This window comes from Streptomyces anthophorae (assembly GCF_049310305.1).
Lineage (GTDB): Bacteria > Actinomycetota > Actinomycetes > Streptomycetales > Streptomycetaceae > Streptomyces.
Window position 1 is genome coordinate 6365828 of record NZ_JBLWQQ010000001.1, and the last position, 14873, is coordinate 6380700.

The 14873-nt window shown below is 72.2% G+C and carries 11 protein-coding genes; 1 reads left to right on the forward strand and 10 read right to left on the reverse strand.

The features are described from left to right. Window positions 1–55: 55 nt before the first annotated feature. The 10 genes from ACNYS0_RS28870 to ACNYS0_RS28915 form a co-directional block, all read right to left on the reverse strand. Complete coding sequence (locus ACNYS0_RS28870; RefSeq protein ID WP_422482804.1) at window positions 56–571, reverse strand: DUF4240 domain-containing protein; 516 nt, start codon at window positions 569–571, stop codon at window positions 56–58. Between the two features lie 122 nt (window positions 572–693). Then, window positions 694–1686 (reverse strand): helix-turn-helix transcriptional regulator, encoded by a 993-nt coding sequence (locus tag ACNYS0_RS28875; RefSeq protein WP_422477533.1) that lies wholly within the window; start codon window positions 1684–1686, stop codon window positions 694–696. A gap of 66 nt (window positions 1687–1752) precedes the next feature. After that, window positions 1753–2517 carry a VOC family protein gene (locus ACNYS0_RS28880; RefSeq protein WP_422477535.1) on the reverse strand — a complete coding sequence of 255 codons (765 nt, stop codon included), beginning with the start codon at window positions 2515–2517 and terminating at the stop codon, window positions 1753–1755. 129 nt (window positions 2518–2646) lie between these two features. Beyond that, window positions 2647–5349, reverse strand: a complete 2703-nt coding sequence (gene aceE, locus ACNYS0_RS28885; protein ID WP_422477537.1) for a pyruvate dehydrogenase (acetyl-transferring), homodimeric type — start codon at window positions 5347–5349, stop codon at window positions 2647–2649. A gap of 235 nt (window positions 5350–5584) precedes the next feature. Next, window positions 5585–6208, reverse strand: a complete 624-nt coding sequence (locus tag ACNYS0_RS28890; protein ID WP_306323535.1) for a GntR family transcriptional regulator — start codon at window positions 6206–6208, stop codon at window positions 5585–5587. A 242-nt stretch (window positions 6209–6450) separates the two neighbouring features. Then, window positions 6451–8217: a 2-oxoglutarate dehydrogenase, E2 component, dihydrolipoamide succinyltransferase gene (sucB, locus tag ACNYS0_RS28895; protein WP_422477539.1), complete on the reverse strand. Its 1767-nt coding sequence runs from the start codon at window positions 8215–8217 to the stop codon at window positions 6451–6453. Between the two features lie 100 nt (window positions 8218–8317). Further along, window positions 8318–9706, reverse strand: a complete 1389-nt coding sequence (gene lpdA, locus ACNYS0_RS28900) for a dihydrolipoyl dehydrogenase (RefSeq protein WP_422477541.1) — start codon at window positions 9704–9706, stop codon at window positions 8318–8320. A 283-nt stretch (window positions 9707–9989) separates the two neighbouring features. After that, the gene (locus ACNYS0_RS28905) at window positions 9990–11510 is read right to left on the reverse strand and encodes a leucyl aminopeptidase (protein ID WP_422477543.1); all 1521 of its coding nucleotides are present in this window, start codon (window positions 11508–11510) and stop codon (window positions 9990–9992) included. A 248-nt stretch (window positions 11511–11758) separates the two neighbouring features. Further along, window positions 11759–12499, reverse strand: a complete 741-nt coding sequence (locus tag ACNYS0_RS28910) for an adenosylcobinamide-GDP ribazoletransferase (protein ID WP_422477545.1) — start codon at window positions 12497–12499, stop codon at window positions 11759–11761. A 5-nt stretch (window positions 12500–12504) separates the two neighbouring features. Then, window positions 12505–13572 carry a nicotinate-nucleotide--dimethylbenzimidazole phosphoribosyltransferase gene (locus ACNYS0_RS28915; protein WP_422477547.1) on the reverse strand — a complete coding sequence of 356 codons (1068 nt, stop codon included), beginning with the start codon at window positions 13570–13572 and terminating at the stop codon, window positions 12505–12507. Between the two features lie 225 nt (window positions 13573–13797). Here ACNYS0_RS28915 and ACNYS0_RS28920 point away from each other — a divergent pair, with 225 nt between their 5' ends. Then, the gene (locus tag ACNYS0_RS28920) at window positions 13798–14871 is read left to right on the forward strand and encodes a class I SAM-dependent methyltransferase (protein WP_422477549.1); all 1074 of its coding nucleotides are present in this window, start codon (window positions 13798–13800) and stop codon (window positions 14869–14871) included. The last annotated feature ends 2 nt before the right edge of the window (window positions 14872–14873 follow it).

Consider the following 14873-nt stretch of genomic DNA (forward strand, 5'->3'; position numbering starts at 1 on the left):
CTCAATCGCCGGCGGGGCTTGATTTTGCCCACCCGCCGCCGATGGCTCGAAGCGCTTAGCCGAACCGCGCCGTCAGGCGGGGATACGTCCGGGACATCACGCCCTCGTCCTCGAAGTCCAGAGGGGTGCCCTCCGGTTCCGGGGGTGCGGGGGCGAGGCCCAGGTCGGGGGCGACCACGCCCGTCAGTTGTTCGTACGCCTCGTCCGCCGCGTAGCCGATCTCCTCGCCGTCCCCGTCGGTCTCGTCGTCGAAGTCGTCGAGGAGTTCGGCCAGGGAGTCGGGGTCGTGCAGCGCGCCCTCGAAGACCTCCCGGCCCTGGCCGATCAGCCAGCACCGGAAGTAGTCGAAGGCGTCGTCGCTCGCCCCGTCGAGCAGCACCCACGCCGCGCCCCAAAGGTCCCACCGGTACGCCCGGTTGTACCGGGACTCGAAGTGCCGGGCGAAGTCGAGCACGGAGTCCGGATCGGACCGCAGCAACCGCTCGACGAGCAGCTCGGCGTGGTCCTCGGGGTCGCCGCCCGCGGCCTCACGCGTACTGTCCACGATCTCCCAGAACTCGGTCTCGTCCATCACGGGACCAGCATCGGCCCTGTACCGATGGGGCGCACGCCGAGCGCGCGAGCTGCTCCACTTCGTTATGCATGCACATGCCGAGGGCACGACCGGGTCAACGCCCTCACACCCCGCCGCCATCAGCCGTACCAGTCCCGCATCCGCCGCGCGGCCAGCGCGAACCGCTCCCGCAGCGCCGCCGGAGCCACCACCTCCACCTCCGGGCCGAGCGCCATGAGCTGCGTGTACGCCACGTCCTCCGACTCGACAGGCAGCGTCACCGTCACCCGCCCCTCCGCGTCCGCCTCCGCCGCGGGCTCCAGGGCCTCGCGCGCGGACGCCGGATCCAGGGCGTACGGCAGTTGACGTACCCCCGCGGGGGTGAGCCGGACGACGACCTCCGACCGCAGCAGTGCCCGCGCGAACTGCGCCGCCCGCTCCTCCCAGAACGCCGGAAGGTCGAACGCGTCCGCCCCCTCGGCCCGCCCGAACCGCTCCTCGCCCGGCTCCACGGCCGTGAACCGGTCGACCCGGTACACCCGGAAGGCGTCCGCCCCGCGCACCGCCGCCGCCAGGTACCAGACGCCGGCCTTGAGCACGAGCCCGTACGGCTCCAGCTCCCGCTCCACGTCCTCCTCCCGCCCCGCCGACGTGCGGCGGTAGCGGACCCGGACCACCCGGTCCTCCCACACCGCCTCCGCGATCGCGGGCAGCAGCTCGGGCGTCTCCTGCTCCTTGAACCAGCCCGGCGCGTCCAGATGGAAGCGCTGCGCCGCCGTCCGCGGCGCGTCCCGCAGCGAAGGGAGCAGGGCCGCCGACACCTTCAGGTGCGCCGCCGACGCCGCGTCCTCCAGGCCCATCTCGCGCAGCGCCCCCGGCACTCCCGAGAGGAACAGCGCCTCCGCCTCGCCGCGCGCGAGCCCCGTGAGCCGCGTGCGGTACCCGCCGATCAGCCGGTATCCGCCGGCCCGCCCCCGGTCCGCGTACACCGGAACCCCGGCCTCGCTGAGCGCCTGCGCGTCCCGCGTCACCGTCCGCTCGGAGACCTCCAGCTCGCGCGCCAGCTCGGCCGCGGTCATGGACGGCCGGGACTGGAGCAACAGCACCATCTTGATCAGGCGGGCAGCACGCATACCGACATCATGAACCGCCCCACTGACAACGGGACCCGCCCGAACAGCGCGAAGGGCGCGGGCGACTCACGCCGCGAAGCGCATCACCGAGAACGCCGCGCCCTGCGGATCCGCGAGCATCGCGAACCGGCCGGGCTCGATCGTCGTGGGCTCGACCAGGACCTGCCCCGACAGCTCCGTGCAGCGCTCGGCCACCGCGTCCGGATCGTCCACGGCCACGTACAGATTCCAATGCGAGGGCACCTCGGGCGGGAACCGGCCGGTCGACATGTCGACCATGCCGCCGAAGGGCTCGTCGGCGACGGACCACTCGGTGTAGCCCTCGTGCCGCCGGGTGCCCCAGCCGAGCACCGACTGGTAGAAGTCCACCGCGCCCGCCCCGTCCCGCGTGAGCAGCTCGAACCAGGTGAAGCTGCTCGGCACGTTCACCACCTCGAACCCGGCGTGCTCCTGCGGCTCCCACAGGCCGAACGCCGCGCCCGCCGGATCCTGGCAGACCGCGAGCCTGCCCTCTTCCTCGACGCCGATCGGGCCCGAGACGACCCGGCCGTCGTTGCCGCGCACGCGCGCGGTGACCGCGTCGATGCCGCTGGACTGGAAGTACGGCAGCCAGGCGGCGGGCTGTCCGGGGCGCAGCACCGGGCCGACCCCCGCCACCTTCGGCCCGTCCGGGCTGTCGAGCGAGAACCTGCCGTGCCCGCCGACCGTGGGGTCGTCGCTCGGCCGCGTGCGCCAGCCGAACAGGGCCTCGTAGAAGTACCGGGCCGCCTCCGGCTCAGTGGTCGACAGCTCGGCCCAGCAGGGCGCCGAGGGGGTCTTGGAGATCTTCATATGGAGGTACGCCTCCCAAGACGGCGAACGGACGCGAACGGGTCCCCGGAGCGGACGCGTCCATTCACGCACGCGTGCCCCGCCCCGGCAATCGGGACGGGGCACGCGCAGCCCGTGAACTCGCGGGTACTACAGGCCGTAGCGCTCGCGCGCCTCCTTCACGGCCGTCGCCTTGACCTCGCCGCGGCGGGCGAGCTGGGCGAGGGCCGCGACGACGATCGACTCGGCGTCGACGCCGAAGTGGCGGCGGGCGTCCTCACGGGTGTCCGAGAGGCCGAAGCCGTCGGCACCGAGCGAGGTGTAGTCCTGCTCGACCCACTGCGCGATCTGGTCGGGGACCTGGCGCATGTAGTCGGACACGGCCAGGACCGGGCCCTCGGCGCCGGCGAGCGCCTGGCGGACGAACGGCACGCGCTCCTCGCCGTTCAGGAGCGCCTCGTCGGCCTCCAGGGCGTCGCGGCGCAGCTCGGTCCAGGACGTCGCGGACCACACGTCGGCGGCCACGCCCCAGTCCTCGGCGAGCAGCTGCTGCGCCTTGAGCGCCCAGTGGATCGCCGTACCGGAACCGATGAGGTTGGTGCGCGCGGCGTTGGCGGCCGGGGACAGGCCCGCGCTCTCCGCCGTGTTGAAGCGGTAGAGGCCCTTGACGATGGCCTCGTCGAGACCGTCGACGGCCGGCTTGGCCGGCTGCGGCATCGGCTCGTTGTAGACCGTCAGGTAGTAGAAGACGTCCTGGTCCTCGCCCGGCTTGGCCTCGCCGTACATGCGGCGCAGGCCCTCCTTCATGATGACCGCGATCTCGTAGGCGAACGCCGGGTCGTAGGAGAGGGCCGCCGGGTTGGTGGCCGCGATCATCGGCGAGTGGCCGTCCGCGTGCTGGAGGCCCTCACCGGTCAGCGTGGTGCGTCCGGCCGTGGCGCCGACGACGAAGCCGCGGCCCATCTGGTCGGCGAGCTGCCAGAACTGGTCGCCCGTGCGCTGCCAGCCGAACATCGAGTAGAAGATGTACAGCGGGATCATCTGCTCGCCGTGCGTCGCGTACGACGTCGCGGCGGCGATGAAGTCGGCGAGCGAACCGGCCTCGTTGATCCCCTCGTTGAGGATCTGGCCGGACTCGGACTCCTTGTAGTACATGAGCTGGTCGCGGTCGACCGGGTCGTACGTCTGGCCCTTGGGCGAGTACAGACCGAGCGACGGGAACAGCGACTCCATGCCGAAGGTGCGCGCCTCGTCGGGGATGATCGGCACCCAGCGCTTGCCGGACGTCTTGTCCCGTACGAGGTCCTTCAGGAGCCGTACGAGCGCCATCGTCGAGGCCACCGACTGCGAGCCGGAGCCCTTGTCGAACGAGGCGAAGGCCTTGTCGGCGGGCGCGGGCAGCGGCGCGAGCGGCTGCGTACGGCGGGCCGGGGCGGGACCGCCGAGGGCGGCGCGACGCTCGGCGAGGTAGCGCAGCTCGGGGGAGCCCTCCGCGGGGCGGGCGTACGGGACGACGCCGTCCTCGAATTTGCTGTCCGGGATCGGGAGGTCAAGGAGGTCACGCATGTCCTTGAACTCGTCGTTCGTCAGCTTCTTCATCTGGTGGTTGGCGTTCTTGGACTCGAAGCCCTTGCCGAGCGTGAAGCCCTTCACCGTCTGCGTCAGGATGACGGTCGGCTTGCCCTTGTGCTCGACGGCCGCCTTGTACGCCGCGTACACCTTGCGGGGCTCGTGGCCACCGCGCGAGGTGTGGAAGCACTCGGAGATCTTGTCGTCGGACAGCACCTTGGCCATCTCGACGAGCGCCGGGTCGGCGCCGAAGAAGTTCTCGCGGATGTAGGCCACGTCGCGCGTCTGGTACGTCTGGAACTGGGCGTCCGGGACCTCGCGCAGACGGCGCAGGAGGGCGCCGGTGGTGTCGAGCTGGAAGAGCTCGTCCCAGGCGTTGCCCCACATGGACTTGATGACGTTCCAGCCGGAGCCGCGGAACTGGGCCTCGAGCTCCTGCACCACGCGGAAGTTCGGGCGGACCGGGCCGTCCAGGCGCTGGAGGTTGCAGTTGATGACGAAGGTCAGGTTGTCCAGACCCTCGCGGGCGGCGAGCGTGAGCGCCGAGGTCGACTCGGGCTCGTCCATCTCGCCGTCGCCGAGGAACGCCCAGACGTGCGAGTTCGACGTGTCCTTGATGTTCCGCGCCGACAGATAGCGGTTGAACCGCGCCTGGTAGATGGCGGACAGCGGGCCGAGGCCCATGGACACGGTCGGGAACTCCCACAGCCACGGCAGGCGGCGCGGGTGCGGGTACGACGGCAGGCCGTTGCCACCCGCCTCGCGGCGGAAGTTGTCGAGCTGCTGCTCGGAGAGGCGGCCGTCGAGGAACGCGCGGGCGTAGATGCCGGGCGAGGCGTGGCCCTGGATGTAGAGCTGGTCGCCCGAGCCGTCGCCCTCCTTGCCGCGGAAGAAGTGGTTGAAGCCCGTCTCGTACAGCCAGGCGGCCGAGGCGAAGGTGGCGATGTGGCCGCCGACGCCGGCCTTCGAGCCGCGGGTCACCATCGCCGCCGCGTTCCAGCGGTTGTACGCGGTGATCCGGGCTTCCATCTCCTCGTCGCCCGGGAACTCCGGCTCGGCGGCGGTGGGGATGGAGTTGAGGTACTCCGTCTCAAGGAGCTTCGGCAGCGCCAGGCCGCCCGCTTCGGCGCCTTCCAGCGTCCGCCGCATGAGGTACGCGGCGCGGTGCGGCCCGGCCGCCTGGGTAACGGCGTCCAGGGAGGCCCGCCATTCGGCGGTCTCCTCGGGGTCGCGGTCCGGGAGCTGGTCGAGCTCGCTCGGCTGGATGCGCATGGGGTCGGTCATAGTCGCCGCACGCCTTCCTGAGTCGAAAGGGGTTGGGTGGGGGTGCCCGTTGTCTTTGGCAGGACAGGGCGGGGTCCCGGTGAGGACCCATCCGGGACTGTAACTCCCTGATCGATGATCGATCAAAGGATTCACCCGCAAAACCTCTTCAGATCGAGAAAGTCGGCACAGGGTGTCGCCGGTTTTCGTCGGTCAGGGCACGGAGTGCCTGGTCAGAGCTGCGGACCGTGACGCCTCATGCGCGCGGCGCACACCCCAGGACGTGGGCCTTCACGAGGGCCGCGATCTCCGGGTCGCGCCGCCGGAACGCGGCCACGAGGTCCGCGTGCTCCTCCGCGTACGACTGCTGCACCGTGCCCAGCCAGCGGATGGACAGCGCGGTGAAGACCTCGATGCCGAGCCCCTCCCACGTGTGCAGCAGCACGGAATTGTCCGCCGCCCGCACCAGCGCCCGGTGGAACGCCACCGTGTGCCGCACCTGGGCGGTCCCGTCCGCCTCCTGGTCGGCCCTGTAGAGGGCCTCCACGTGGGGCTCAAGGGCCGAGCAGTCGTCGGCGAGGTGGTCGGCCGCCAGCTCGGCCGCGATGGCCTCCAGGCCCGCCCTGACCGGGTAGGACTCCTCCAGGTCCGCCGCGGAGAGGTTCCGCACGCGCACGCCCTTGTTCGGCGCCGACTCGATGAGCCGCAGCGACTCCAGCTCCCGCAGCGCCTCCCGCACCGGGGTCTGCGAGACCTCCAGCTCGGTCGCGATCCGGCGCTCCACGATGCGCTCGCCCGGCTTCCAGCGGCCGCTGACGATCCCCTCGACGATGTGCTCGCGGATCTGATCGCGAAGCGAGTGGACGACGGGCGCGGTCATGGGGGCTCCTTGGCAGGGTGGACCCGGTGGGTCGGCGGGGACCCTTAGACAATACGGCCGCGGCCCTGGCCAGGCCGGGTACGGCCGCGCATGCGACGGGTGATGCCGGTTACAGAGAGCGTTTGTCGGGGCGGGCTACAGAAGGGGGTGCCCGCCCGGGCGTGCGGCTACGCACGCGCGCGTACGACGGTGCCCCCGACCGGAGGCTTCCGGTCGGGGGCACCGTCGTGCACCTGCTGTCTTTACAGGCCGAGCTCGGCGGTGAACTCGCCGGCCTCGAGGATCTGCTTGACCGTGGTCAGGTAGCGGGCGGCGTCCGCGCCGTCCACCAGACGGTGGTCGTAGGAGAGCGTCACGTAGGTCATGTCACGCACCGCGATGGTGTCGCCGAGCTCCGGGTCGGAGATGACGACCGGGCGCTTGACGGTGGCGCCGATGCCCAGGATGGCGACCTGGTTCGGCGGGACGATGACGGTGTCGAAGAGCGCGCCGCGCGATCCCGTGTTGGAGATCGTGAAGGTCGCGCCGGAGAGGTCGTCCGGGGCGATCTTGTTGGTGCGGACCTTGTCGGCCAGCTCGGCGGTCTTCTTGGCGATGCCCGCGATGTTGAGGTCACCGGCGCCCTTGATGACCGGGGTCATCAGGCCCTTCTCCGAGTCGACGGCGATGCCGACGTTCTCGGAGTCGAAGTAGGTGATGGTGCCCTCGTCGTAGTTCAGGCGGGCGTTGATGACCGGGTGGGCCTTCAGCGCCTGGACGGCGGCCTTGACGAAGAACGGCATGGGGGAGAGCTTGACGCCCTCGCGGGCGGCGAAGCCGTTCTTGGCCTGGTTGCGCAGCTTCATCAGCTTGGTGATGTCGACCTCGATGACCGAGGACAGCTGGGCCTGCTCCTGGAGCGCCTTGTGCATGTTGTCCGCGATGGCCTTGCGGATGCGGGGCAGCTTGACCGTCTGGCCGCGCAGCGGCGAGGTCTCCAGGGCCGGGGCCTTCGGCGCGGCGGCGGCGGCCGGGGCGGCCGGAGCCTGGGCCTTGGCGGCCTCGGCGGCGGCGGTGACGTCCTGCTTGCGGATGCGGCCGCCGACGCCGGTGCCCTTGACGGTGGACAGGTCGACGCCGTGCTCGGAGGCGAGCTTGCGCACCAGCGGGGTCACGTAGGCGCCCTCGTCGGCCGGGGTGACCGGCGCGGCGGGGGTGGCCGGAGCGGACGGGGCGACCGGAGCCGGAGCCGGGGCGGCCGGCGCGGGGGCCGGAGCAGCCGGGGCGGCGGGCGCGGCCGGGGCAGCCGGAGCCGCGGGGGCGGCCGGAGCCGGGGCGGGCTCGGGAGCCGGGGCCGGGGCAGCGGCCGGGGCGGCCGGGGCCGGGGTCTCGGCGGCGGCCGGGGCGGCGCCCGGGGCACCGATGACGGCGAGCTTGGCGCCGACCTCGGCGGTCTCGTCCTCGCCCACGACGACCTCGAGCAGCACGCCCGCGACCGGGGAGGGGATCTCGGTGTCGACCTTGTCCGTGGAGACCTCGAGCAGCGGCTCGTCCTCCGCGACCTCCTCGCCGACCTCCTTGAGCCAGCGGGTGACGGTGCCCTCGGTGACCGACTCGCCCAGCGCGGGCAGCACGACGTCGGTGCCGGAGGCGCCACCGGCCGGGGCGGCGGGGGCGGCAGCGGGGGCCGGCTCGGCGGCGGGGGCCGGGGCCTCCTGGGCCGGAGCCGGGGTGGGCTCGGCGGCCGGGGCCTCGGCGGCGGCCGGGGCGGCCTCGGCGGCCGGGGCACCGGAGCCGTCGTCGATGACGGCCAGCTCGGCGCCGACCTCGACCGTCTCGTCCTCGGCGACCTTGATGGAGGCCAGCACGCCGGCGGCGGGGGAGGGGATCTCGGTGTCGACCTTGTCGGTCGAGACCTCGAGCAGCGGCTCGTCGACCTCGACGCGCTCGCCCTCGGCCTTCAGCCAGCGGGTGACAGTGCCTTCGGTGACGCTCTCACCGAGCGCCGGAAGGGATACGGAAACCGCCATGGTTTCTGTTGCTCCTTAACGATGTGCAATGCGCGGCAACGCAGTGCGGAAGTCTGTGGGTGGGTCGTCGCGCCCAACTGCGACGGACGGGGCGTGGCTGCTAGTCGTGCGCGTGCAGCGGCTTGCCCGCGAGGGCCAGGTGGGCCTCGCCGAGCGCCTCGTTCTGCGTCGGGTGGGCGTGCACGAGCTGGGCGACCTCGGCGGGCAGCGCTTCCCAGTTGTAGATCAACTGGGCCTCGCCGACCTGCTCGCCCATGCGGTCGCCGACCATGTGGACGCCGACCACGGCACCGTCCTTGACCTGCACGAGCTTGATCTCGCCCGTGGTCTTCAGGATCTTGGACTTGCCGTTGCCCGCAAGGTTGTACTTCAGAGCGACGACCTTGTCCGCACCGTAGATCTCCTTGGCCTTGGCCTCGGTGATACCGACGGAGGCGACCTCCGGGTGGCAGTAGGTCACGCGCGGGACGCCGTCGTAGTCGACCGGAACCGGGTTCAGGCCGGCCAGGCGCTCCGCCACCAGGATGCCCTCGGCGAAGCCGACGTGCGCGAGCTGGAGGGTCGGGACCAGGTCACCGACGGCCGAGATGGTCGGCACGTTGGTCTGCATGTACTCGTCGACGAGGACGAAGCCACGGTCCATGGCCACGCCCTGCTCCTCGTAGCCGAGGCCCTGGGAGACCGGGCCGCGGCCGATGGCGACCAGGAGGACCTCGGCCTCGAAGGTCTTGCCGTCGGCGAGGGTCACGCGGACGCCGTCCTGCGTGTACTCGGCCTTCTCGAAGAAGGTGCCGAGGTTGAACTTGATGCCGCGCTTGCGGAACGCGCGCTCCAGGAGCTTGGAGCTGTTCTCGTCCTCGACCGGGACGAGGTGCTTGAGGCCCTCGACGACCGTGACATCGGTGCCGAAGGACTTCCACGCCGAGGCGAACTCGACGCCGATGACGCCGCCGCCCAGGACGATCGCCGACTTCGGGACGCGGTCCAGCTTCAGCGCGTGGTCCGAAGAGATGATGCGGTTGCCGTCGATCTCCAGGCCCGGCAGCGACTTCGGCACGGAGCCGGTCGCGAGGAGCACGTGGCGGCCCTGGATGCGCTGGCCGCCCACGTCCACGGACGTCGGGGAGGAGAGCTTGCCCTCACCCTCGATGTACGTCACCTTGCGGGAGGCGATCAGCCCCTGCAGGCCCTTGTACAGACCGGTGACGACCTCGTCCTTGTACTTCTGGACGGCGGGCATGTCGATGCCCTCGAAGGTGGCCTTCACGCCGAACTGCTCGGACTCGCGAGCCTGGTCGGCGATCTCACCGGCGTGCAGCAACGCCTTGGTGGGGATGCAACCAACGTGCAGGCAGGTACCGCCGACCTTGTTCTTCTCGATCAGGGCGACGTCCAGGCCCAGCTGCGCTCCGCGCAGGGCCGCGGCGTAACCGCCACTGCCACCGCCGAGGATCACTAGGTCGAAAACGGTGCTGGCGTCGTTCGCCACGTCACGTCCTCCATGCATGTGCGCCGTACGCCGGTCTCCGACGACCGGGCGGCGGGGTGTTCGGCCGCTCGTTCTTCGGCCCTGGGTGAGGGCCCTGTCCTGCCGTACCCCATCCTCGCACTTGTCGGCCGGAGTCGGGACGTCGGGCTCCTGGGTGAGACGGCTGTTACACCTGAAACGACTGTGACGAGCGGGGACGAACACGCGGATTTCATCGAAAGCGAACAGCCCCCGGTGCCGTGCACCGGGGGCTGAACAGTGACTTCGCCACGTCTGCGGAGGGTCAGCCGAGGTCGCCCGCCGCCGTCCGCTCCGCGAGACGGACCAGCGTACGGACCGCGGAACCCGTGCCGCCCTTCGGCGTGTAGCCGAACGGGGCGGACTCGTTGAAGGCCGGGCCCGCGATGTCGAGGTGGGCCCACGTGATGCCCTCGCCGACGAACTCCTGGAGGAACAGACCGGCGACGAGACCGCCGCCCATCCGCTCGCCCATGTTCGCGATGTCGGCGGTCGACGAGTCCATGCCCTTGCGCAGGTGCGTCGGCAGCGGCATCGGCCAGGCCGGCTCGCCGGACTCCTCGGCGGCCTCGTGGATCGAGCCGCGGAAGGCGTCGTCGTTGGCCATGATGCCGAAGGTGCGCGAGCCGAGCGCCAGCATCATCGCGCCGGTCAGCGTCGCGACGTCGACGATCGCGTCCGGGGTCTCCTCGGAGGCCTTGGCGATGGCGTCGGCGAGCACGAGGCGGCCCTCGGCGTCCGTGTTCAGGACCTCGACCGTCTTGCCCGAGTACATGCGCAGCACGTCGCCGGGGCGGGTGGCCGAGCCCGACGGCATGTTCTCGGCGAGCGCCAGCCAGCCGGTGACGTTCACTTCGAGCCCGAGGCGCGCGGCGGCGACGACCGCGGCGAACACGGCGGCGGCGCCGGCCATGTCGCACTTCATCGTCTCGTTGTGGCCCGCCGGCTTCAGGGAGATGCCGCCCGAGTCGTAGGTGATGCCCTTGCCGACGAACGCGAGGTGCTTCTTCGCCTTCGTGGACTTGTACGAGAGCTTCACCAGACGCGGGCCCGAGGCCGAACCGGCGCCGACGCCGAGGATGCCGCCGTAGCCGCCCTTCTCCAGCGCCTTCACGTCGAGCACCTGCACCTTGATGCCGTGCTCCTTGGCCGCGGCCTGGGCGACGGCGGCGAAGGACTCCGGGTTCAGGTCGTTCGGCGGGGTGTTGATCAGGTCGCGGGCGCGGTTGAGCTCCTCGGTGAGGGCCAGGGCGCGCTCGACGGCCGCCTTGTACGCCTTGTCGCGGGGCTTGCCGCCGAGGATCGCGACCTCGGCGAGCGGGCCCTTGCCGTTCTTCGGGTCCTTCGCGGACTCCTTGTAGGCGTCGAACGCGTACGCGCCGAGCAGGGCGCCCTCCGCGATCGCGCCGGCGTCCTCGGCGTCGTCGACCGGCAGCGCGAACGCGGCCTTCTTCGAACCGGCCAGGGCGCGGGCCGCGGCACCGGCGGCGCGGCGCAGCGCCTCGCCTTCGTACGCGCCGTCCTTCTCGGGCTCGCCGCCGAGACCGACCGCCAGCACGATCGGCGCCTTGAGGCCGGAGGGGGCGGGGAGCTTGGTCACCTCGCCCTCGCCGCCACTGGCGCCGAGGGCCTCCAGGACGGAGCCGAGCTTTCCGTCGTACGCCTTGTCCACGGCTTCCGCGCCGTGCGCGACGACCGGGCCCTTGTCGCCCTTGACGACGCCGACGACGATCGCGTCGGCGCGGAGGCCGGTCGCCGCGGCGGTGCTGAGAGTCAGAGCAGTCACGGTGGTGAGGTCCCTCTTTCATCGGGTGGGTCGGCTTCTTTGCCGGGGCCGGGGGTAGTTGGCCTGTTTGTGGCTGAGCCTACGCCCGTCGTTCTTGAGGTGCTTCGTCCAGGTGCGGCCCACCGCTGGGGCGCTGCCCCAGACCCCGCGGGCTCTCGTCCAAGAGCGGGGCTGAATTTGCTCAGCCGCACCGCAGGGGCTGGATTGGGTCAGCTGCACCGGCGGTCTTGAACGGGGCGTGGTGGGTGTCAGCCCAAGGTCAGGATCACCAGGGACGTCGTCGCCGCTGTTTCCGCCAGGGCGCCGAAGACGTCGCCCGTTACTCCGCCGAAGCGGGACACGCAGCGGCGGGACAGCAACTCGGCCGCCGCGCAGCCCAGTACGACCGCCAGGGCGGCCTGGAGGGAGAGGGCGGCCGTCGCCGCGACCACCACCGCTCCCACGGTCAGCGCCGCCCCCCGCGACACCGTCTCCGCGACCGCCGCGCCGAGGCCCTCCGGGCGGGCGGCCGGGACGCCGGTGCGGGAGGCGAAGGTGAGGGCGAGGCGCGCGGTCACCGCGGAGACCGTCGCGGCGAGCGCGCCGCGCCACCACGACTGGCCGAACTGGTCGGCCAGGACCGCGACTTGGGCGAACAGCGCCAGGACGAGCGTGACCACGCCGAAGGGGCCGATGTCCGACTGCTTCATGATCCGCAGCGCGTCGTCCGCGGGTTTCCCGCTGCCCAGGCCGTCCGCGACGTCCGCGAGCCCGTCGAGGTGCAGCCCGCGGGTCAGCGCCGCCGGCACCGCGACGGCGGCGACGGCGGCGAGCAGCGCGTTCGCCCCGAGGAACGTCAGCGCCACGCCCACCGCGGCCGCCGCGAGCCCGACGACGAGGCCGGCGAGCGGCGCGCAGAGCATCCCGGCCCGTGCGGCCTCGCGGTCCCAGCGGGTGACCTTCACCCGGAACACGGTGAGGGTCCCGAAGGCGAAACGTATGCCGTCCACTGGTGCTAGTCGTCTTCCTTCGCGGGCTCCGTGGCCTCCGGGAGCTCCGCCGCGAGGGCCGCCGCGGCCTGGACCAGGGGGAGTGCCAGGAGCCCGCCCGTGCCGCCGCCGACCCGGACGTCCTGGTCGAGGAGGACGTCCATGGCCATGCGGTCGAGCGCCTTCGCCTGGGCCGGTTCGCCGCTGGCGTGGGCGGCCAGCCACCAGTCGGGGGCGCGGAACGCGACGCGCTGGCCGACGAGCGCGCAGGCCGCGGAGACCACGCCGTCGAGGATCACGGGCGTGCGCCGCACCGCGCACTGGAGCAGGAAGCCGGTGGCCGCCGTGAGGTCGGCGCCGCCCACCGTGGCGAGGAGCTGGAGCTGGTCGCCGAGGACGGGCCGGGCCCGGCGCAGCGCGTCGCGGACCGCCGCGCACTTGCGCATCCAGGCGAGGTCGTCGATGGGGTCGCCGCCGCGCCCGGTGACGACGGACGCGTCCGTGCCGCACAGCGCGGCGATCAGCGTGGCCGCCGCCGTCGTGCCGCCGACGCTGATGTCGCCGAGGACGACGAGGTCCGTACCGGAGTCGGCCTCCTCGTCGGCGACCGCCATGCCCGCGCGGAACGCGGCCTCGGCCTCTTCGAGGGTGAGCGCGTCCTCGGTGTCGATGCGCCCCGAGCCGCGCCGCACGCGCCGGTCGTCGACCGACTTGGGCAGCTCGTCGGGCTCGCAGTCCAGGGAGAGGTCGACGACGCGTACGCCGACGCCGAGCCTGCGCGCGAGCACCGCGCCCGTGGAGGCGCCCTCGACGACCTCCCGTACGAGTCCTGCCGCGCTGCCGGCGGCCCGCTTCGACACGTCGAGGTCGGCCACGCCGTGGTCGCCCGCGAAGAGGACCACGCGGGGCCGCGCGACCGGTCGTACGGGCACCGCGCCCTGGGCGGCGCTCAGCCACTCGCCCAGTTCGTCGAGGCGGCCGAGGGCGCCCGGCGGCACGGCGAAGCGGGCCCTGCGCTCCTCAGCGTCGCGGCGGGTCCCGCCGTCGGGGCGCTCGATCAGATCGGTGAAGTCGTCGAGGTTCAGCGAGCTCATTCGCCGAACAGTACCGGCCGTCGCGAGGGTCTGGCCCCAGCTGCACCGTCCGTCACGGCACACCGATGGGTGCGTCCTTCCGGCGGACGCGGGCGGCGGGCGGTGAGTCGTCCCATGGGTGTCAGGAACCGTCCATAGATGATCGGTTGTGCTCGTGTTCGCGTCGAATTGTCATATCTCGCGCGCTTGTTGCGGTAACGCAGACCATGACTGGAGGCCTCACCCATGACCGCCCCCGCCACCCCTCAAGCCGTCGCCGAGCGCCGCCCCGCCTATCTCACCGAACTCGCCCAGGGCACCGAGCGCTTCCACGAGCCGCGCCGCCCCGACTGCCCCTGGTGCGGCAGCACCCGGCTGCGCACCCGCCTGCGCACCACCGACCTCCTCCAGCACAAGCCCGGCAGCTTCACCCTCGTCCAGTGCGGGTCCTGCGCCCACTCGTTCCAGAACCCCCGCCTCACCCCCGAGGGCCTGGACTTCTACTACCGGGACTTCTGCGAGGGCCGCTACGCCGACCAGGCCGAGTGGATCTTCCGCGCGCGCACCTCCGCCCACCGCGACCGGTCGCGCGCCCGCGCCCTCGCCGCGTTCGCCGAACCGGAGAGCTGGCTCGACATCGGCACGGGCCAGGGCCACTTCCCCGCGGCCGCCCAGGAGGTCCTCCCGTACACCGCCTTCGACGGCCTCGACAGCGGCGAAGGCATCGAGGAGGCCCGCAGGGCGGGCCGCGTCGAGCGGGCCCACCAGGGCCTGCTCACCGATCTCGCCCCCGGCATCGAGGGCGGCTACGACGCGCTGAGCATGTTCCACCACCTGGACCGCTCCCGCGATCCGCGCGAGGAACTGAAGGCGGCGCGCCGCGTGCTGCGCCCCGGCGGGCATCTGATGATCGAGCTCCCCGACCCCGAGAGCCGCTTCGCGAAGCTCCTCGGTAAATGGTGGATCTCGTACTTCCAGCCGCAGCACCTGCACCTGATCCCGCTCGCCAACCTCCGCGCCGAACTGCGCGCGCTCGGCTACACGGTCGTCGCCGTCGACCGCCGTGAGGCCCACGTCCCGCTGGACCTCGCGGCAGGCCTCGCCCTGTTCGCGGGCCGGCACCTGCCCGACGCCGACGACCCGTGGCGCACCAAGGCCCCCGGCGAGGCCCAGCGCATCCTGCGCAAGGTCCTCACGTACGCCGTCGCGCCCGCGTTCCTCGCCGCCTGCGCGGCCGACCGGCTCCTCGCCCCGCTGGCCCGCCGCACTTGCTTCTCCAACGCGTACCGGGTGATCGCGCGCCGCGAGCCGGACGCCTAGGG